Genomic DNA, 17764 nt, shown 5'->3' on the forward strand with positions numbered 1-17764 from the left:
GGATCACAGGTACGGGCCCGAGCGCGCCCCCTGCTGGCCCCTGCCGCCGCCTTCGCCGTCGTCGTCGCCGATGCCGGCCGGGAGGGCGCGGCGCATCTGCTCCAACTGGGCGCGGGCGGCCATCTGCTGGGCGAACAGCGCCGTCTGGATGCCGTGGAAGAGCCCTTCGAGCCAGCCGACGAGCTGGGCCTGGGCGATGCGGAGTTCGGCCTCGGTGGGGATGTTGTCGTCGGTGAACGGGAGCGACAGCCGCTCCAGTTCCTCCACGAGCTCGGGGGCGAGCCCGTCTTCCAGTTCCTTGACGGAGCTGTGGTGGATCTCCTTGAGCCGGACCCGGCTCGCCTCGTCCAGGGGCGCGGCGCGTACTTCCTCCAGCAGCTGCTTGATCATGCTTCCGATGCGCATGACCTTCGCGGGCTGTTCGACCTGCTCCGTCACGGGGACCTCGCGCGACTCGTCGTCACCCGCCCCGCCGCCGGGGCTGGTGCTGCCGAGAGCCATGCCGTCCGGGCCTACGACCAGGATGTGCGGGCTCTCCTGCGACCGTTCGTTCCTCGGCATATCCATGCCGCCATTCTCTCGCACAGATGATTTCCCCCTGGTGATGCCCCCGTACGCGTCTGATCCACCGGGGTGCGCGGTGCGGGTGTGCCCCGCCGGACGGACCGGCGCGCACGCCGGTCAGCGCCGCCGCAGGCGCAGGGCGAGGAACCCCAGGCCCAGGCCGGTGAGGGTCATGCCGGTCCCCAGGGGCAGGACCCGCATCACGGGCTCCTCGTCCGGGGCGGCCCGGCCGTTCCGCACGCCGGCGCGGGCGGGCGCGGGCCGTACCGGGGGTTCCGGAACGATCTGTGCCGGGGTCCAGGCGGGTTCGGGGTCGGCGCCGGTGCCGGGGGCCGGGGACCCGTAGGGGTCCGGCCCCGGCCCGGAAGGGTTCTCGGGGTTCTCGGCGTTGGCAGGGTTCTCAGGAGCGCGTCCGGGGTGCGGGCGCCCCTGACCCGCGACGGTTCCCGCGAGGCGCCCGGCGTCGGTGGGGGCGGGGGGTACGGGCGGCGCGGGTGCGAGGACCGGTGGCGGCGCGAGGGGCCGAGGCGAGGTGAGAGACAGGGCCGGATCGACGGGCAGCAGCGGGCCCGGCGGCGCGAGGGCCGGAAGGGACGGGAGCGGTGCGATGGGCGCGGACGGCATCAGCGGTCCTGGCGGCGCCGGCAGCACCGACGGCACCGGCACCGGCGCGGGCAGGGCCGCCGAAGGCGTCAGAGGCAGGGACGGCGCAGGGGGGCCGTCCTCGGCCCGTGCCACGTCGGGCGGCCCGGCGAGGACGGCCGTGAGCGCCAGGACGGCCGCCAGCGCCAGACCGGCCGGGGCGGCCGGGCGCCCGGCCCCCGCGACACCCCAGGCCCCGGGCCCCGCGCGTCCGGGACGTCCAAGGCGCCCAGGGCGTACGTGGCCGGCCGGCCGCGGCCCGAAGCGTTCCGGCGATCACTGCGATCACCCGTCCACCGTCACACGCCCGTCGGGCCCGGGCACGCCGGGCGGCCGGACGGGTGACGGCCCGGCCGCCCGCCGACGCGCCCGCGCCGACCCGCGCTGGGCCGGGCGGCGCAGGCCGCGCCGCGCCTCGTTCCCCTCAGTCCGTGGGGAGCAGCCCCTCAGCCCGTGGTGAGCAGCACCTCAGCCCGTCGTGAGCAGCACCTCAGCCCGTCGTGAGCAGCACCTTCCCCACGTGCGAGCTGTCCTCGACGACCCGATGTGCCCGGGCCGCGTCCCGCAGCGGCATCGTCCGGTCGACGACGGGCCGGACCCGGCCGCCCGAGACGAGGGGCCAGACGTGCTCGCGGACGGCCGCGATGATGGCGGCCTTCTCGGCGAGCGGCCGGGAGCGGAGGGCGGTCGCCATGACGGCGGCCCGCTTCGTCAGCAGCTTGCCGAGGTCGAGTTCAGCCTTCCGGCCGCCTTGCAGACCGATGATGGCGAGGCGGCCGTTGGCGGCCAGGACGTCCACGTTCCGGTCCAGGTACTTGGCGCCCATGATGTCGAGGACGACGTCGACGCCGGTCCCGCCGGTCACCTTGCGGATCTCCTCGACGAAGTCCTGCTCCCGGTAGTCGACGAGGATGTCGGCGCCGAGCTCGCGGCAGCGCTCCAGCTTCTCCCGGCTTCCGGCGGTGACCGCGACCCGCGCGCCGACCGCCTTGGCGAGCTGGACGGCCATGGTGCCGATGCCGCTGCCGCCGCCGTGCACGAGCAGCGTCTCGCCGGGCCGCAGGTGGGCGAGCATGAACACGTTCGACCAGACGGTCGCGGTGACCTCGGGCAGGGCGGCGGCGGTCACGACGTCCAGGCCGTCGGGCACGGGCAGCAACTGGCCGACGGGGACGGCGACCTTCTCCGCGTATCCGCCGCCGGCGAGCAGCGCGCAGACCTGGTCGCCGACCGCCCAGCCGCTCACTCCGGGGCCGAGGGCCGCGATCCGGCCGGAACACTCCAGTCCGGGGTACGGCGAGGCGCCGGGCGGCGGATCGTAGAACCCCTGCCGCTGCATCAGGTCGGCGCGGTTGACGGCCGTCGCGGCGACCTCGACCAGCGCCTCCCCCTCACCGGGCACGGGGTCGGGCACCTCGGACCAGACCAGGGCGTCGGGTCCACCGGGCTCGGGAATGGTGATCGCATACATGGCGCGAGGCTACTCCCCGCCCGTCGAACCCCCTAGGGACCCGGCACGTACGGGGGCACTCGCGCGGGCGGGCGCCGATGCGGCCCGCGACCCGTAGGGGTCACTGAGGGTCACCCGCGCCCGCATAAGAGATCATGGGCGAGTGCCGAACCCATCGTCCTCCGCGCCCCGGAACCGGATGACCGGCGGCAACCACGCCCACTCCCCCGAGCCCCCGGCCGCCCCCGATCACCACAGGGGCGGCGGACTGCTCCTCAAGTCGCTCTGGCGCCGCACGCGCGCCGAGGCGGAGGACGCGGAGGCGGGCCGCTCCATCGTTTTGCCCGTCCAGCGGGTCACCGCGCCCCTGCAACAGGTGCTGCGACGCCTGGTGATGGCGCTGATGGTGCTGGTGGTGACGACGCTCGTGGTGTGGCTGGACGGCGACGGCTACCACGACAACGCGGGCGGCCCGGTCGGCTTCGTCGACGCCGCGTACTACGCGACCGTCACCCTCTCGACCACCGGCTACGGCGACATCACGCCGGTGAGCGACGCCGCCCGGCTGACGAACATCTTCGTCGTGACCCCGCTGCGCGTGCTGTTCCTGATCATCCTGGTCGGCACCACGCTGGAAGTGCTGACCGAGCGGACGCGCCACCAGGTCCGCATACACCGTTGGAGGTCCCGGATGCGCGACCACACCGTCGTCATCGGCTACGGCACCAAGGGCCGGCACACCATCGAGACGCTGGTCGGCCAGGGCCGCCCGAAGGACAGGATCGTCGTCGTCGACCCGCAGAAGAAGGCCGTGGACGCCGCCGCCTGCGACGGCATCGTGGGGGTCGTCGGCGACGGCACCCGCTCCGACACCCTGCTCCGCGCCGAACTCCAGAACGCCTCCCACGTGGTGATCACCACAGAGCGGGACGACACGGCCGCCCTCGTCACCCTGACGGCGCGTCAACTCAACAAGCGGGCCACGATCGTCGTCGCCGTCCGCGAGGACGAGAACGTGCCGCTGCTGCGGCAGAGCGGCGCCAACACGGTGGTGACGAGCTCCAGTTCGGCGGGCCGCATGCTCGGCATGTCGATGGTCAGCCCGTACGTCGGCACGGTGCTGGAGGACCTGCTCACGTACGGCACCGGCCTGGACGTCGCCGAACGCCCGATCACCAAGGCGGAGGCGGGCCTCTCCCCCCGCGACTGCGCCGACCTCGTCGTAGCCGTCGTCCGCGGCCACCGCCTCCTGAACTTCACCGACCCCGAGGCGACCCCCCTCCGCCTCACGGACCGCGTGATCACCATCCGCCAGGCGTCGGGACCGGCCGAGTAGCGCGCCGGGGTCAGTCGGCGAAGTCCTTCAACTCCTCGGTCTCCAGGATGAAGGCGACCGGCTCCGGGAGGCTGACGGGGGCGCCGTACGGCCGGGATACCGAGCTCAGGTACGTGCCGTCCTCGGGGTCCGAGTAGACGGTCACCATGCGGCGCTCGCGATCGACGAGAAGGTAGACGGGAATGCCCGCGGACGCGTAGCCGACCGGCTTCTCCATCCGGTCGCGCCGGTTGGTGTCCGCGTCGTCGGAGGTCACTTCGACCACCATCAGCACGCCCTTCGGGTCGGACCAGTCCCCGTGCCCGGCGAAGTGCTTGCGGGGGGCGAGGGCGGCATCGGCGATGGCGCGGCCTTTCCGGTAGCTCTCCACCTTCAGGCTCGCCTCGGCGTAGAGGCGCATGTCCGGTCGCCGGTCCCGGCATACGTCCTGCAGCCACATCACGATCTCGCGGTGGTCCCCGTCCGGCACCGGCTTGACCTCGATCCTTCCGTTGATGAGCTCCAGGCGCACGGTCTCGGGCGCGGAGCGGGCCAGTTCCTCGAACTCCTCGACACCGAGCAGGGGACGTGCGGCGGGGACCGGGGTCATGTGATCGCCTCCTCGCCTCCATGGTGCCCCGGCGAGCGACAGCATGTCGTGTATGGCGGTCATGGCTGCCCTTCGTCCTGTGCCCACGGTCACGTGCTGCGCAGGCTATGCACCGGTTACCGACTGCAGCAAACCCGGCACCGAACGTGAGGCTTCTGTGGTACGCGCGCGTCTCCGGCCGGCGTCGGCTGGCTGCCCGGTTCACCCGGGGATACAGGGCACTTCCTTCAGAGGAGCGCGTTTCGGGGGCGTGGGGCGCAGCCCCATGGGAAACGGCGAAAGGGCGGGGCAGGGGCACAACCCATGGGCGCCGGCCCGAGGTCACCCCGACTCCCATGGGGTCCAGCCGGACGGCTACCCGGGGGCCAAGCGTCGGGCATCCCGTGGCGTGCGGGCGGCCCGGAGCGGACGGCGCGCCCCCGGCCCTCAGCCGACGCCCCCGCCGGTGGCCGTCCACGGCAGGTCCAGGAGGGCCACCCGGCCCCGCGCCGTGTTCCCGCCGGGCGGGATCACCGCGATGGCGTCGGCCGCCGCCAGGCCGCGCAGCATCGCCGGTCCGTGGAAGCGCAGCGGACGCGCTCCGTCACCGCCGCGCAGCACGACCGGCACCAGGCGGGTGTCGGACGGGTGGCTCGGTACGGGGCCGGTGAGCACGGCGCGGCGGAGGGACGGCGCGGCGCGGCCGGAGAGGCCGCGCAGCAGGGGCTCGGCGAGGGTGAGCAGGCCGGCGACCGCCGCCAGCGGGTTGCCGGGCAGGCCGACGAGGTGCCGCTCAGGGGTGAGGCGGGCGAGCAGCATGGGGTGCCCGGGGCGGACGGCGACGCCGTCGACCAGCAGTTCCGCGTCGAGGCGGCGCAGGGTGGGGTGCAGGTGGTCGCGCGGGCCGGACGCCGTACCGCCGGTGGTGATCACCACGTCGGCGTCGGTCGCGGCGAGCGCGTCGTGCAGCGCGTCGGCGTCGTCGCCCAGGCGGACGGTGTCGACCGCCTCGGCCCCCAGGGAACGCAGCCAGGGAGCGAGCATCGGCCCGAGCGCGTCCCTGATGCGGCCGTCCTGGGGCAGCCCCTCGTGGACGAGTTCGTCGCCGAGGACGACGATCAGCACGCGCGGCCGGGCGGTCACGGGAAGTCCGTCGTGGCCCGCGGCGGCGGCGAGGCCGAGGACGGCCGGGGTGATCAGCGTGCCCGCAGGCAGCAGTTCGTCGTCGCGGCGGCACTCCTGGCCGCGCGGGCGGATGTCCTGGCCCTGGGCGGTCCGGCGGGTCGCGTGCAGTTCGCCCCCGCTCGTCCGGCCGTGTTCCGTGCGCAGCACGGCCGTGGCTCCGGCCGGTATGCGGGCGCCCGTCGCGATCGGCACGGCGTGGCCGTCGCGCAGGGCCTCGCCGCCGGCGTGGCCTGCGAGGATGCCCTGGTCCGCGTCGTCCGGAAGGCGCCATGGCCCCGGGCCCGCGACCGCCCAGCCGTCCATCGCCGAGGTGTCGAACGACGGCAGGTCCGTCAACGCGGTGAGCGGCGCGGCGAGCGTCCGGCCGACGGCCTCCGCCAGGGGGCTGGTCAGGGCGGGCAGGGGCTCGGCGGCCCCGGCCGCGACGCCGCCGGCCATGGCCCAGGGCATGGAACGCCGGGGCTGCTCCGACGCGGTGCGGGCGGGGTCGGGGTGGCGGGGGGCCGCGTTTTCCTTCCCATCCGCGTCCTCGGCCTCCTCTCCTCCTGCGGAGGACGTAAGGGGCTTGTCCGAACGCCGCCTGTTCTTGCGGGACTTCGGGGGCTTGGGCGCCTGGGTGTGGGCCTCCTCGACCGCGGCCGGGTCGGCCTCCGCACCGTCATCAGGACGGGTCTCCCCGCCCTCCGCCCCGGCGGTCACGTCACAGACCGACCGCCAGATGTCGGCCAACTCGCCACCGTCGTCGACATGATGCCGTCCCCTGCCGTCCTGTCCCCCGGGCGCCGTCGTGTCCGCCGGGGTCCCCGGGGGGCGTCCGTCCGAGGCGGCGGCGCCCTGTACGGAACGCCAGACGTCCGTCAGTCCCTCGCCGGCGTCGGCGTCGGCGTCGGCGGCGTCCACGTCCGCATACGCGTCCGCGTGCCCGTCGACGTCCGCGTCACCGGGCCCGCCGCCCGGACCGTTCCGCATCGGCCCCCGCGCCCGCGCCGACGCGGCGCCGAGAGGCAGTCCTTCACCACCGGCACCACCCGTCATGTCACGAATCGACCGCCACACATCCGTCAACGCCTCGCCGCCACGTGACCCGTCGCCGGACCCGCTCCCGGGATCACCGCCGCGTGACGCGGCCGGAACCCCTCCGGCCGGGCCTCTCCCGGTAGGCCCCCCTGGCCCCCTCCGGTCGAACAGGTCCCTACCCCTACGGCCCCCTGACCCGGGACGGCTCGTCCGCGCCCGCCACTTCACGGATCGACCGCCAGACGTCAGTCAGCGCCTCACCGGCATCGGACCGCCCAGGCCGTCCCCCGGAGACGGCGTGAGCGTCACGCGCCCCCGGCACCGCGGCTGCCCGGCGGCCGGAAGCGGCGTCGGCTGTCCGGCGGCCGGACGCGGCGTCCGGCACCGCACCCGCTGCCCCTTCGGCCTGAGCCCCAGGCGCCTCGCGCTCTCCGCGCTCCCCAGGCTCCTCGCGCTCCCCATGCTCCCCATGCTCCTCGAAGGGCAGGTACCCGCCCTCGACCGGCGCCACCTGCCGTTCCGGAACGCCGTGTTCACCGGAGAGCAGGGCCAGGGCCTCGTCCGTGGCGCGGTCCAGCGCCGCCGCGTCCGCCTCGCGATCCCGGTCCCTCATGAGGGGGGTCCCGCGGGGGCGCCGGCCGGGGAGTCGTCCTGTTCGGCCGCCCACCGTTCGGCCAGGGCCGCGGCCTCGCGGGCGGCCTGGGCGACCGCGTCGGGGCCGCCGCCGCGCAGGGCGGCGGCGTAGCCGACGAGGAAGGTGGTCAGGGGGCGGCGGGGCGGGCCACGCCGTGCGCGGCGTCGCGGGCCAGGTCGAGCAGGAGCGTTCTGTCGACGTCGAGTTCCATGCCGAGTTCGGCCTTGACCGCGGCGATCCATTCATCCAGCACGGTCCCATCGTCCCTGATCCTGGCGCGGGCCGTGCCGATGTCGTCCCAGGTGTCGCAGTCGAACGACGCTTCGTGGTGGGGCAGCCGTCTCAGGGACAGCCCCTGGGTGAGCAGCCGTACGGGAAGTCCCGTGAGGGTCCCGTGCTCGGTCGCCAGCAGGGCCAGTTCCCGGCGGGCCGGTTCCGCCCGGTAGGCGGCGACGAGCGGCTGGTCGCGCCCCTCGGCGTCGGTGACCAGCGCCCCTTCGGCACCGGCCGCCGCGGCCTCCAGCAGGGCCCGTACCGCCCCGGCGTCGAGGAAGGGCAGGTCGGCCGAGAGGGCGAGGACGACCTCCGCCGACGTGTGGCGCAGCCCGGCGGACAGGGCGGCCAGCGGGCCGCCGCCGGGCGGCTGTTCGCGGGTCCAGGTGACCGGCCGGACCGTGGCCCGGCGGGGTCCGACGACCACGGTGGTACGGGCGCCGGCGCACGCGCCGAGCACGCGGTCGAGCAGGGCGCGCCCACCGACGCGCAGGCCGGGCTTGTCCGCCCCGCCCAGCCGCCGGGCGGCTCCTCCGGCGAGTACCACCGCGTCGAAAACCGTGTCCGTCACCCCCGCAGTATGCGCCCGCCGGGAGACGGCCGTACGCCGGAGGGCGACGCCCTCGCCCTCAGAGTGATCGGAGGAGGTGACGCCCCGTCCTCAGAGCGATCGGAGGAGCAGGGCGGGCCGCTCCACGCAGTCGGCGACGTACCGCAGGAATCCGCCGGCCGTTCCCCCGTCGCACACCCGGTGGTCGAAGGTGAAGGACAGCTGCACCACGTGGCGTACGGCCAGTTCGCCCTCGTGCACCCAGGGTTTGGGGACGATCCGGCCGACGCCCAGCATGGCCGCCTCGGGGTGGTTGATGATCGGCGTGGAGCCGTCGACGCCGAAGACTCCGTAGTTGTTGAGGGTGAACGTGCCGCCGGTGAGCTCCGCCGGGCTCAGCCTGCCCTCGCGGGCGGCCTCGGTGAGGCGGGCGATCTCCTCCTGGAGGGAGGCCGTGCCGCGCGTGTGCGCGTCCTTGACGACCGGGACGACGAGGCCGCGTTCGGTCTGGGCGGCGAACCCCAGGTGCACGGCCGGCAGCCGGACGATCTCCCGGGCCTCGGTGTCCACCGTCGCGTTGAGCTCCGGGAACTCGGCGAGCGCGGCCGTGCAGACGCGGGCCAGGAGGGCGAGGAGGGAGATCCTGGTGCGGCCGGGTGCGTCGTTCATGGCCCGGCGGGCGGCGAGCAGTTCGGTCGCGTCGGCGTCCACCCAGCAGGTGGCGTCCGGGATCTCGCGCCGGCTGCGGCTCAGCTTCTCGGCCACGGTCCCGCGCAGCCCGCGCAGGGGGACGCGCTCACCGGTCGCGTGCTCCGCCGCCGGTGCCGATACCGACATCGACACCGGTACGGGCGCCGGCGCGGTGGCGCGTTCGACGTCCGCGCGCAGGATGAGCCCCTCGGGCCCGGTGCCGCGCAGGCTCGCGAGGTCCACCCCGCGCTCCCGGGCCAGCCGCCGTACGAGCGGCGATATCACGGCCACGGTCGCGGGCGCCGCCGCCGGGGCCGCCGCACCGCTCGCCGTCACACCGGCCACACCAGACACACCGTTCACCGCCGCGACGGCGGTCGGCTCCGGCTCGCGCCGGCCCGGTGGCCGGATCCGCGCCCGGCGGGCGGCCGGCGCCTGGGTCCCGTACCCGACGAGGACGTTCCCCGACCCCTCGCCGACCTCCTGGCTTCCCTGATCCGCACCTTGTGCGGTTTTGTCGGCCGGCTCGCCCACCGCCACCGTCAACAAGGCCGCGCCCACGGGCAGTTCCGCCCCCTCCTCCCCGAAGCGCGCCGTGACGACACCCCCGTAGGGGCACGGCACCTCGACCATCGCCTTGGCCGTCTCCACCTCCACGACCGGCTGGTCCACGGCGACGACGTCACCGACGTCGACGAGCCAGCGGATCACCTGCGCCTCGGTGAGCCCTTCCCCGAGGTCCGGCAGCGCGAATTCCTTCACGACGGCCATCAGCGCGCACCCCCCGGCGTGCCCGACTGCGAACCCGATACTCCGCGCGCCCCCGGGGCGCTCCCCCGAGAGAACCCGGAGCCGCTTTCCCGAGAGACCCCGGAGCCACTCTCCGGAGAGGTCCAGTCCGCCTCCCACTGCAACCGCGCGACCGCGTCCAGCACCCGGTCCACGCCCGGCAGATGATGCTTTTCCAGCATCGGCGGCGGATACGGGATGTCGAATCCGGTCACCCTCAGCACCGGCGCCTCCAGGTGGTGGAAGCAGCGTTCGGTGATCCGGGCGGCCAGCTCCCCGCCGGGGCCGCCGAAGCCCGTCGCCTCGTGCACCACGACCGCCCGCCCGGTGCGCCGGACGGAGGCGCACACGGTCTCCTCGTCGAGCGGGACCAGCGAGCGCAGGTCGACGACCTCCAGGTCCCAGCCCTCCGCCGTGGCGGCCTCGGCGGCCTCCAGGCAGACCGGCAGGGACGGTCCGTAGGTGACCAGCGTCGCCGAGGTGCCGCGCCGGCGGACGACGGCGGTGCCGATCCCGGGCACCTCCTCGGGCCGGTCCGGCTCCCAGTCGGCCTTCGACCAGTACAGCCGCTTGGGCTCCAGGAAGACGACCGGGTCGTCGGAGGCGATGGCCGCGCGCAGCAGCCCGTACGCGTCGGCGACGGTGGCGGGCGTGACGACGTGCAGGCCGGGGGTGGCCATGTACAGCGCCTCGGAGGAGTCGCTGTGGTGCTCGACGCCCCCGATGCCGCCCCCGTAGGGGACGCGGACGGTGATCGGCATGGGGAGGGCGCCGCGGGTGCGGTTGCGCATCCGGGCGACATGGCTGATGAGCTGCTCCAGCGCCGGGTAGGCGAACGCGTCGAACTGCATCTCGACCACCGGGCGCAGCCCGTACATCGCCATGCCGACGGCCGTGCCCAGGATGCCCGCTTCGGCCAGTGGCGTGTCGGTGCAGCGGTCCTCGCCGAACTCCTTCGCCAGCCCGTCGGTGATCCGGAAGACGCCGCCCAGGGTGCCGACGTCCTCACCGAGGACGTGCACCGCCGGATCGTCGGCCATGGCGTCGCGCAGGGCCCGGTTGAGGGCCTGGCTCATCGTCGCGGGCTTGCGGCCCGTCGGGGCGACCGCGGTGGTCATCGGTCCGTTCCTTCCCGCTCGCCGCCGGGCGCGGAGCCGTCGGCGGCACCGGCCGCCGCGAGCTCGGCGCGCAGCAGCTCGGCCTGTTCGCGCAGGCGCGCGGTGCGCCGGGCGTAGACGTGCTCGAAGAGCTCCATCGGATCCGGCTCGGGATCCTCGTTCATGCGTTCGCGCAGGCCGGCGGCCATGCGCTCGGCCGTCTCGCGGACGGCGGCGAGGCCGTCGGCGTCCACCAGTTCGCGTCGGATCAGCTCCCGTTCCACCAGTTCGACGGGGTCGTGCGAGTGCCAGGCGGCGACCTCGGCGTCACTGCGGTACCGCGTGGCGTCGTCGGCGTTGGTGTGGGCGTCGAGGCGGTAGGTGACGGCCTCGACGAGGGTGGGGCCGCCGCCCGCGCGGGCCCGCCGAACGGCCTCCGTGAGCACCTCCAGGACGGCCGGCGCGTCGTTGCCGTCGACCAGGCGGCCGGGCATGCCGTAGCCGACGGCCTTGTGGGCGAGGGAGGGCGCGGCGGTCTGTTTGGACAGCGGTACGGAGATCGCGAAGCCGTTGTTCTGCACCAGGAAGACGACGGGCGCCCGCCAGACCGCGGCGAAGTTCAGCGCCTCGTGGAAGTCGCCCTCGCTGGTGCCGCCGTCGCCGACCATGGCGAGGGCCACGACGTCGTCCCCCTTGAGCCGCGCGGCGTGCGCCAGCCCCACGGCGTGCGGGAGTTGGGTGGCGAGCGGGGTGGCCAGCGGGGCGACGCGGTGCTCGTGCGGGTCGTAGCCGGTGTGCCAGTCGCCGCGCAGCAGGGTGAGGGCCTGGACGGGGTCGAGGCCGCGGGTGACGGCGGCCAGGGTGTCGCGGTAGCTGGGGAAGAGCCAGTCGCGGTCCTCCAGGGCGAGGGCCGCCGCGATCTCGCACGCCTCCTGACCCGTCGAGGACGGGTAGACGGCCAGCCGGCCCTGCCGGGTGAGGGCGGTGGCCTGGGTGTTGTAGCGGCGCCCGCGCACCAGGTGGCCGTGGAGCAGCCGGAGCAGTTCGGGGTCCAGCGTGTCCGCGGCGGGGGTGCCCAGCAGCCGGTACGGCTCCTCGTCGGGCAGCAGCGGAGCCGGATCGGTGCGGGGCTGCCAGGCGGGGGGCGGGGTCGGCCGGTAGGCACCGGGCTGCTCCAGGACCGTCATGACGAGCACCTCCTCTGGGGGCAGGCGTGAGGCAGGCGTGACCGGAAAGCGCCCTGCGCTCTCCCTACCGATTGTTCGGTTGCCGGTGCATTTTGGCTACAGGCGGCCCGGGCCTGTGGACAAACGGTTCTCCACAGCCTGAGATATGAACAGCGCGTCCACCCAGGGGAGGCATGGCGGTATGCCGGACGAACAGATGGCCAAAACGAGCCCCAGAACGCCCGCACGACCGCTCGACGAGATCGACCGCTCGATCCTGCACATGCTCCAGACCGACGGACGGGCGTCGATACGCTCCGTGGCCGAGCGGGTGCACGTCTCCCGCGCCAACGCCTACGCGCGGATCAACCGCCTGATCGACGACGGGGTGATCCGGGGCTTCGGGGCGCGCATCGACCAGGAGCGGGCCGGGCAGGGCGCGTCCGCGTACATCACGCTGAAGATCGTGCAGAACTCCTGGCGCACCGTGCGCGAGAAACTGCGGGTGCTGCCGGGGGCCGCCCATATCGCTCTGGTGAGCGGGGACTTCGACGTCCTGCTGCTGGTCCACACCAAGGACAACCGCGCCCTCCGCGAGCTCGTGCTCACCCGGATCCAGGCCATAGAGGAGGTGCTGAGCACCCGCACTCTGCTGGTCTTCGAGGAGCAGGACCTCAAGGAGGGCGTGGACGGATGAGACGTTCAGGGCAGCCGCCGGCACAGGGCGCCGCGATCGGGCCGCTGCGTCCAGGGCCCCGCACCAAGGTCTCGGCGCCAAGGTCTCGGCTCCCAAGGCCCTGTGCCCAGGGTGCGTCCAAGGCGCGGCGTCCAGGGAAACAGCGTCCAGGCCACGACCCAGGACACAGCGTCCAGGCCGCGACCTCCAGGGCGCGGCGCTCAACGCCCTGCACGCCCCGCCTCAGTGCGCCCGCAGTCCCGCGAACGCCGTGTTGATCACCGCGTCCGCGACCTCCTCGCTGGTGGCCGCGTTGCCGCGCTGCGGCCGGTACCACTCCACCACGGAATTGATCATGCCGAAGAGGAGCCGGGTCGCCAGCCGGACGTCCACGTCGGCCCGCAGGTCGCCGTCGGCGGCGGCCTCCTTGAGGAGGGCCGCGACCCGGTGGTCGAACTCGCGCCGGCGCTCCATCGCCCAGCGCTCCGTGTCGGTATTGCCGCGCACACGCAGCAGCAGCGTCACATACGGCAGTTCGGCGATCAGCACCTCGACGGTGCGGCGGGTGACGTGTTCCAGCCGGGCCACGGCGGGCCCCGTGGTGGCGCCCGGCTCGTCCAGGACGGCGAACAGCCCGTCCAGCGCACGGCTTATGGCCCGCCGCAGCAGCTCCTCCTTGCTCCTGACGTGGTGGTAGATCGAGGACTTGGAGATTCCCGCGGCGCGCGACAGGTGCTCCATGGAGGTCCCGTCGTAGCCGCGCTCGTTGAACACCGCGACGGCGACCGCGAGCAGCGAGTCCGGCGTGTAGGTGTCGCGCTTGGGCATGGTCATGATGGAAGCAGGCTCTCCTTGACGGCGGCGGCCGCTCGGCGGCGCAGCGGCTGGGACGGGGCGTAGCGACCGCCCGGGTACTCGTACTCCATGTTCGCCAGGAAGCGGCGGACCCAGGCGGCACCGAGCTCCCGGCCCCACTCCAGCGGCCCGCGCGGGTAGTTCACGCCGAGCCGCATGGCGGTGTCGATGTCCTCCGGCCCGGCGACGCCCCGGCCGACGGCGTCCTCGGCGAGGTCGACGAGCAGGGCGACGGTCCGCGCGACGATCAGGCCGGGCGCGTCCGCCACGACGCTGACCTCCTTGCCGAGCGCCTGGAACAGGCCGACGGCGGCCCCCAGGTCGGCGGCGGAGGTGCCGACGGAGGCCGCGAGGGCCACGCGGGCGCAGGACCGGTAGTCCAGGGCCAGGTCGAAACGGACCGCCGGCTCCCCGGCGTCGCCCGTGGCGGAGCGGCCGTCGGTGAGGGCCAGCCGGGCGCCGCCGGGCAGCGCGAAGTACCCGTCGCCGTCCGCTTCCGCCCGAGTGAGGGCCATGCCCGCGGCCTCGACCAGCTCCGGCAGGACGGCCGCGGCGGGAGGCAGGGCGCCGTGCAGGACGAGCGCCCCGGGCGCCTTCTCCGGGGCCGCTGTGTGCGGTTCGGGCCGTGCGGCGCCCTCGGCGTGGTCGTACCAGCCCCGTCCGCTCTTCCGTCCCAGCAGCCCCGCCTCCACCAGGCGCCGCTGGGCGAGGGACGGCGTGAACTTCGGGTGGTGGAAGAAGGCTTCGTACACCGAACGGGTGACGGACTCGTTCACGTCCTGTCCGATGAGATCGGTCAGTTCGAACGGGCCCATGGCGAAGCCGCCGCTCTCGCGCAGCACCGCGTCGATGGTGGCGGGATCCGCGGCCCGCTCCTCCAGGAGCCGGAACGCCTCGGCGTAGAACGGCCGGGCGAGCCGGTTGACGATGAAGCCGGGGGTGTCGGCGCAGCGTACGGGCGTCTTTCCCCAGGCCGCGGCGGTGGCGTACGCGCGGTCGGCGGCGGCCGGATCGGTGGCGTGCCCCCGGACGACCTCGACCAGCGGCAGCAGTGGCGCCGGGTTGAAGAAGTGCAGGCCGACGAGGCGTCCGGGGCGGCGCAGCGGCCCGGCGACGGCCGTCACGGGCAGGGACGAGGTGTTGGTGGCGAGCAGGCAGTCGTCGTCGACGACCTCCTCCAGCTCGCGGAACAGCGTCCGCTTGACGTCCAGCCGCTCGACGACGGCCTCGACGACGAGCGCGGAGCCCGCGAGCCCGGCGGGCCCGGCGACGGGGCGCAGCCGGGCGACGGCCGCGTCCCGGGCGTCCGCCGGCATCCGGCCCTTGGCCACGAGGCGGTCCAGCCGGGCGGTGACGGCCCGCGCGGCGTCCTCCGCGCGGCCCGGGAGCGCGTCGTACAGCCGCACGGGATGGCCCGCGACCAGGGCGACCTGGGCGATGCCCTGGCCCATGGTGCCCGCGCCCACGACGGACACGGTCTGCTCCGGCTCGATTGCGGTCATGGCAGTGATCCTCCCCGATGAGGTGGTCCCGGATTCGCCGGGCCCCCTTGTCCCGACCGATCGTTCGGTTAATGTATCTGGCGGGTACGACAACGGCACCCGGCCGTACGGATCCGGCACCACCGCTTCACCTGGTTCCACTGCTTTCCCAGCTTTCACCGCGCTGTCACCAGCGCGTTCCCAGGTCCACCGCCACCGCATCCATGCCCGTCCGACGAGGAGTTGGTCAACCGTGACCGCCGGACTCACCATCGACCAGTTGGCCGAGAAGCACTCCGCCACGCTCGACACGGCCCTCGACGTCATCCGCACCCGCGCCTACTGGTCCCCGCATCCCGAGCACCCCAAGGCGTACGGCCCCGACCAGGACCGCGGCCTGGACGCCGCCGCGGGCCAGGCGGCCTTCGACGCCCTCCGGGACCGGCGCTTCGAGCTCGACCAGCCCGGCACCGACGGCTGGACCGGCTCCGAGGTCTCCCCCTACGGCCCGCGGCTCGGCGTCGAGTACCCCCACGCCGACCTCTCCGTGCTGCTCCCGGCCATGCGGTCCGCGATGCGCCCCTGGCGCGAGGCGGGCCCCCGCCACCGGGCGCTGGTGTGCCTGGAGATCCTCAAGCGGATCAGCGCCCGGACGCACGAGATGGCGCACGCGGTCATGCACACCAGCGGCCAGGCGTTCATGATGGCGTTCCAGGCCGGCGGCCCGCACGCCCAAGACCGCGGCCTGGAGGCCGTCGCCTACGCGTACGCCGCGCAGGCCGAGGCGGAGCGGACGGCCGAGTGGGTCAAGCCGCAGGGCAAGCGCGACCCGCTGAAACTGGCCAAGGAGTTCACCGCGGTGCCGCGCGGCATCGCCCTCGTCATCGGCTGCAACACCTTCCCCACCTGGAACGGTTACCCCGGCCTCTTCGCCTCGCTCGCCACCGGCAACCCCGTCCTGGTCAAGCCCCACCCGCGCGCGGTCCTGCCGCTCGCGCTGACCGTGCGCGTCGCGCGCGAGGTGCTGCGCGAGGCCGGCTTCTCCCCCGACCTCGTCGCGCTGGCCGCCGAGCGGGACGGCGAGGGCATCGCCAAGTCCCTGGCCGTCCACCCGGACGTCCGGATCATCGACTACACCGGCTCCACGGCGTTCGGCGACTGGCTGGAGGCCAACGCCCAGCAGGCCCAGGTCTTCACCGAGAAGGCCGGCGTCAACACGGTGATCATCGATTCCACCGACGACTACCGGGGGATGCTCGGCAACCTCGCCTTCTCGCTCTCCCTCTACAGCGGCCAGATGTGCACCACCCCGCAGAACCTGCTGATCCCGCGCGGCGGCATCGGCACGGACGCCGGCCACAAGACGTACGACGAGGTGGTGGCCGACCTGGCGGAGGCCGTCGGCAAGCTCCTGGGTGACGACGCCCGGGCCAACGCCCTGCTCGGGGCCATCGTCAACGACCAGGTCAAGGAGCGCGTCGAGGCGGCCGGCCGGCTGGGCGAGGTGGCGCTCGCCTCCCGCGCGGTGGACAACCCCGACTTCCCCGACGCCACCGTCCGCACCCCGGTGATCGTCAAACTCGACGGCGCCAAACCGGACGCCGAGGCCGCCTACTTCTCCGAGTGCTTCGGCCCGGTGTCCTTCGCCGTGGCCGTGGACTCCACGGCGGAGGCGGTGGAACTGCTGCGCCGCACGGTGCGGGAGAAGGGCGCGATGACCGTCGGCGCGTACACCACCTCGGCGGAGGCGGAGCGGCTGATCGAGGAGGCGTGCCTGGAGGAGTGCGCACAGCTTTCGCTGAACCTCACCGGCGGCGTCTACGTCAACCAGACCGCCGCGTTCTCCGACTACCACGGTTCGGGCGGCAACCCGGCGGCCAACGCGGCGCTGTGCGACGCGGCGTTCGTGGCGAGCCGGTTCCGCACGGTGGAGGTGCGGCGGCAGGCGTGACCCGCCGGCGGGCGGGGCGGCTGCCCGGCGCGTTCCGTCAGACCGCCGCCTTCGGCCCGCCCCAGTGGAACAGCGTCATCCCGACGCTCGTGGCGAGGTTGTAGCTCGACACCTGCGGGCGCATCGGCAGCGAGACCAGCCGGTCCGCCCGCTCCCGCACCTCGTCCGAGATGCCGTGGCGTTCGGATCCGAAGGCGAGGACGGCGTCGTCCGGCAGGACGACGGACCGGATGTCCTCGCCCTCCGGGTCCAGCGCGAACAGCGGCCCCGGAGGCAGAGCGCAGGTCTCCACCCGCTCCACGGCCGTGGCGTAGTGCAGCCCCGCGCCCGCACGGACGGCGTTCTGGTGCCACGGGTCGAGGTCCCCGGTGGTGACGACGCCGGCCGCGCCGAAGCCGGCGGCCAGCCGGACGACCGCGCCGACGTTCCCGAGGTTGCGCGGGTTGTCGAGGAGGACGACGGGCGCGGGGCGGGGCCGGCGGGCCAGCGCGGCGAGGTTGTCCTCGCGGGCGGGCCGGGCGGCCAGCGCGGCGACCTCGGTGGTGTGGCCCCGGGGCACCAGCTCGCGCAGCGCGTCCCGGTCCACCTCGGTCAGCAGCCCGCGCAGCGCCTCGGTCACGTCATCGGCGAGCCGGTCCGCGAGCGCCAGGACGGCGGCGGCGTCGGTGGTGAGCACGGGACCGACCCGGGCCCTGAAGCGCAGGGCGTGCTTGATGGCGTGGAATCCGTCGAGCAGCACGGCGCCGGGGGCCAGCTCGCCCCACTGCCGCACGGCGATACCGGTCGCGTCCTCGGTCATGGGGCTCAGCCTACGGCGCTGACCTGGGGAGTCGTGGAACG

15 protein-coding genes and 1 pseudogene are annotated in these 17764 nt (G+C 74.4%); 3 read left to right on the plus strand and 13 right to left on the minus strand.

The genetic code is table 11. The features are described 5' to 3' along the window. Positions 1-3 precede the first annotated feature (3 nt). The 3 genes from ACQEVS_RS16835 to ACQEVS_RS16845 form a co-directional block, all read right to left on the minus strand. A complete protein-coding gene (locus ACQEVS_RS16835; RefSeq protein WP_185940311.1) occupies positions 4-567 on the minus strand; it encodes a bacterial proteasome activator family protein in 564 nt (187 codons plus the stop codon). 114 nt (positions 568-681) lie between these two features. Continuing rightward, positions 682-1188 carry a hypothetical protein gene (locus ACQEVS_RS16840; RefSeq protein WP_433021254.1) on the minus strand — a complete coding sequence of 169 codons (507 nt, stop codon included), beginning with the start codon at positions 1186-1188 and terminating at the stop codon, positions 682-684. 508 nt (positions 1189-1696) lie between these two features. Continuing rightward, on the minus strand, positions 1697-2677 hold the full coding sequence (locus tag ACQEVS_RS16845) for an NAD(P)H-quinone oxidoreductase (RefSeq protein WP_433021256.1): 981 nt from the start codon (positions 2675-2677) through the stop codon (positions 1697-1699). Between the two features lie 142 nt (positions 2678-2819). Between ACQEVS_RS16845 and ACQEVS_RS16850 the strand changes: the two genes are divergently transcribed. Continuing rightward, entirely contained in the window at positions 2820-3992 is a 1173-nt protein-coding gene (locus ACQEVS_RS16850; protein ID WP_433021258.1) for a potassium channel family protein, read from the plus strand. 10 nt (positions 3993-4002) lie between these two features. On the opposite strand, the gene ACQEVS_RS16855 is transcribed toward ACQEVS_RS16850, so the two are convergent. The 7 genes and pseudogenes from ACQEVS_RS16855 to ACQEVS_RS16885 form a co-directional block, all read right to left on the minus strand. After that, a complete protein-coding gene (locus tag ACQEVS_RS16855; RefSeq protein ID WP_433021260.1) occupies positions 4003-4581 on the minus strand; it encodes a Uma2 family endonuclease in 579 nt (192 codons plus the stop codon). A 426-nt stretch (positions 4582-5007) separates the two neighbouring features. Then, the gene (locus ACQEVS_RS16860; protein WP_433021262.1) at positions 5008-6780 is read right to left on the minus strand and encodes a molybdopterin-binding protein; all 1773 of its coding nucleotides are present in this window, start codon (positions 6778-6780) and stop codon (positions 5008-5010) included. A 163-nt stretch (positions 6781-6943) separates the two neighbouring features. Beyond that, positions 6944-7375 carry a hypothetical protein gene (locus ACQEVS_RS16865; protein ID WP_433021264.1) on the minus strand — a complete coding sequence of 144 codons (432 nt, stop codon included), beginning with the start codon at positions 7373-7375 and terminating at the stop codon, positions 6944-6946. Next, positions 7372-8240 (minus strand): annotated as a pseudogene (locus tag ACQEVS_RS16870) (NTP transferase domain-containing protein). Before ACQEVS_RS16870 ends, ACQEVS_RS16865 begins: the two are co-directional and overlap by 4 nt. Positions 8241-8330: 90 nt before the next feature. Beyond that, positions 8331-9680 (minus strand): dihydrolipoamide acetyltransferase family protein, encoded by a 1350-nt coding sequence (locus tag ACQEVS_RS16875; RefSeq protein WP_433021266.1) that lies wholly within the window; start codon positions 9678-9680, stop codon positions 8331-8333. Beyond that, entirely contained in the window at positions 9680-10816 is a 1137-nt protein-coding gene (locus ACQEVS_RS16880) for an alpha-ketoacid dehydrogenase subunit beta (RefSeq protein ID WP_433021268.1), read from the minus strand. The genes ACQEVS_RS16875 and ACQEVS_RS16880 overlap by 1 nt, the downstream gene beginning before the upstream one ends. Next, positions 10813-11982 carry a thiamine pyrophosphate-dependent dehydrogenase E1 component subunit alpha gene (locus tag ACQEVS_RS16885; protein WP_433021270.1) on the minus strand — a complete coding sequence of 390 codons (1170 nt, stop codon included), beginning with the start codon at positions 11980-11982 and terminating at the stop codon, positions 10813-10815. The genes ACQEVS_RS16880 and ACQEVS_RS16885 overlap by 4 nt, the downstream gene beginning before the upstream one ends. A gap of 181 nt (positions 11983-12163) precedes the next feature. On the opposite strand from ACQEVS_RS16885, the gene ACQEVS_RS16890 reads away from it, so the two are divergent. After that, positions 12164-12658 (plus strand): Lrp/AsnC family transcriptional regulator, encoded by a 495-nt coding sequence (locus ACQEVS_RS16890; protein WP_004939966.1) that lies wholly within the window; start codon positions 12164-12166, stop codon positions 12656-12658. Positions 12659-12880: 222 nt separating this feature from the next. Here the strand turns inward: ACQEVS_RS16890 and ACQEVS_RS16895 are convergent, their stop codons facing one another. Together ACQEVS_RS16895 and ACQEVS_RS16900 are read right to left on the minus strand one after the other, a co-directional pair. Beyond that, entirely contained in the window at positions 12881-13471 is a 591-nt protein-coding gene (locus ACQEVS_RS16895) for a TetR/AcrR family transcriptional regulator (protein ID WP_433021272.1), read from the minus strand. After that, entirely contained in the window at positions 13468-14994 is a 1527-nt protein-coding gene (locus tag ACQEVS_RS16900) for a 3-hydroxyacyl-CoA dehydrogenase (protein WP_433021274.1), read from the minus strand. The genes ACQEVS_RS16895 and ACQEVS_RS16900 overlap by 4 nt, the downstream gene beginning before the upstream one ends. Positions 14995-15226: 232 nt before the next feature. Here ACQEVS_RS16900 and paaN point away from each other — a divergent pair, with 232 nt between their 5' ends. Further along, positions 15227-16924, plus strand: coding sequence for a phenylacetic acid degradation protein PaaN (gene paaN, locus ACQEVS_RS16905; RefSeq protein WP_433021276.1), 1698 nt, complete (start codon positions 15227-15229; stop codon positions 16922-16924). Between the two features lie 37 nt (positions 16925-16961). Here paaN and ACQEVS_RS16910 read toward each other — a convergent pair whose 3' ends face one another. Further along, positions 16962-17723: a TrmH family RNA methyltransferase gene (locus ACQEVS_RS16910; RefSeq protein ID WP_433021278.1), complete on the minus strand. Its 762-nt coding sequence runs from the start codon at positions 17721-17723 to the stop codon at positions 16962-16964. Between the last annotated feature and the right edge of the window lie 41 nt (positions 17724-17764).

Origin of the sequence: Streptomyces sp. CA-181903, from assembly GCF_050937075.1 — a bacterium.
In the GTDB taxonomy this organism is placed as follows: Bacteria; Actinomycetota; Actinomycetes; order Streptomycetales; family Streptomycetaceae; genus Streptomyces.

Coding starts and splice junctions, on each gene's coding strand:
- ACQEVS_RS16835 (WP_185940311.1), bottom strand. CDS start 567: ATGGATATGCCGAGGAACGAACGGTCGCAGGAGAGCCCGCACATCCTG.
- ACQEVS_RS16840 (WP_433021254.1), bottom strand. CDS start 1,188: ATGCCGTCCGCGCCCATCGCACCGCTCCCGTCCCTTCCGGCCCTCGCG.
- ACQEVS_RS16845 (WP_433021256.1), bottom strand. CDS start 2,677: ATGTATGCGATCACCATTCCCGAGCCCGGTGGACCCGACGCCCTGGTC.
- ACQEVS_RS16855 (WP_433021260.1), bottom strand. CDS start 4,581: ATGACCCCGGTCCCCGCCGCACGTCCCCTGCTCGGTGTCGAGGAGTTC.
- ACQEVS_RS16860 (WP_433021262.1), bottom strand. CDS start 6,780: ATGACGGGTGGTGCCGGTGGTGAAGGACTGCCTCTCGGCGCCGCGTCG.
- ACQEVS_RS16865 (WP_433021264.1), bottom strand. CDS start 7,375: ATGAGGGACCGGGATCGCGAGGCGGACGCGGCGGCGCTGGACCGCGCC.
- ACQEVS_RS16875 (WP_433021266.1), bottom strand. CDS start 9,680: ATGGCCGTCGTGAAGGAATTCGCGCTGCCGGACCTCGGGGAAGGGCTC.
- ACQEVS_RS16880 (WP_433021268.1), bottom strand. CDS start 10,816: ATGACCACCGCGGTCGCCCCGACGGGCCGCAAGCCCGCGACGATGAGC.
- ACQEVS_RS16885 (WP_433021270.1), bottom strand. CDS start 11,982: ATGACGGTCCTGGAGCAGCCCGGTGCCTACCGGCCGACCCCGCCCCCC.
- ACQEVS_RS16890 (WP_004939966.1), top strand. CDS start 12,164: ATGCCGGACGAACAGATGGCCAAAACGAGCCCCAGAACGCCCGCACGA.
- ACQEVS_RS16895 (WP_433021272.1), bottom strand. CDS start 13,471: ATGACCATGCCCAAGCGCGACACCTACACGCCGGACTCGCTGCTCGCG.
- ACQEVS_RS16900 (WP_433021274.1), bottom strand. CDS start 14,994: ATGACCGCAATCGAGCCGGAGCAGACCGTGTCCGTCGTGGGCGCGGGC.
- ACQEVS_RS16910 (WP_433021278.1), bottom strand. CDS start 17,723: ATGACCGAGGACGCGACCGGTATCGCCGTGCGGCAGTGGGGCGAGCTG.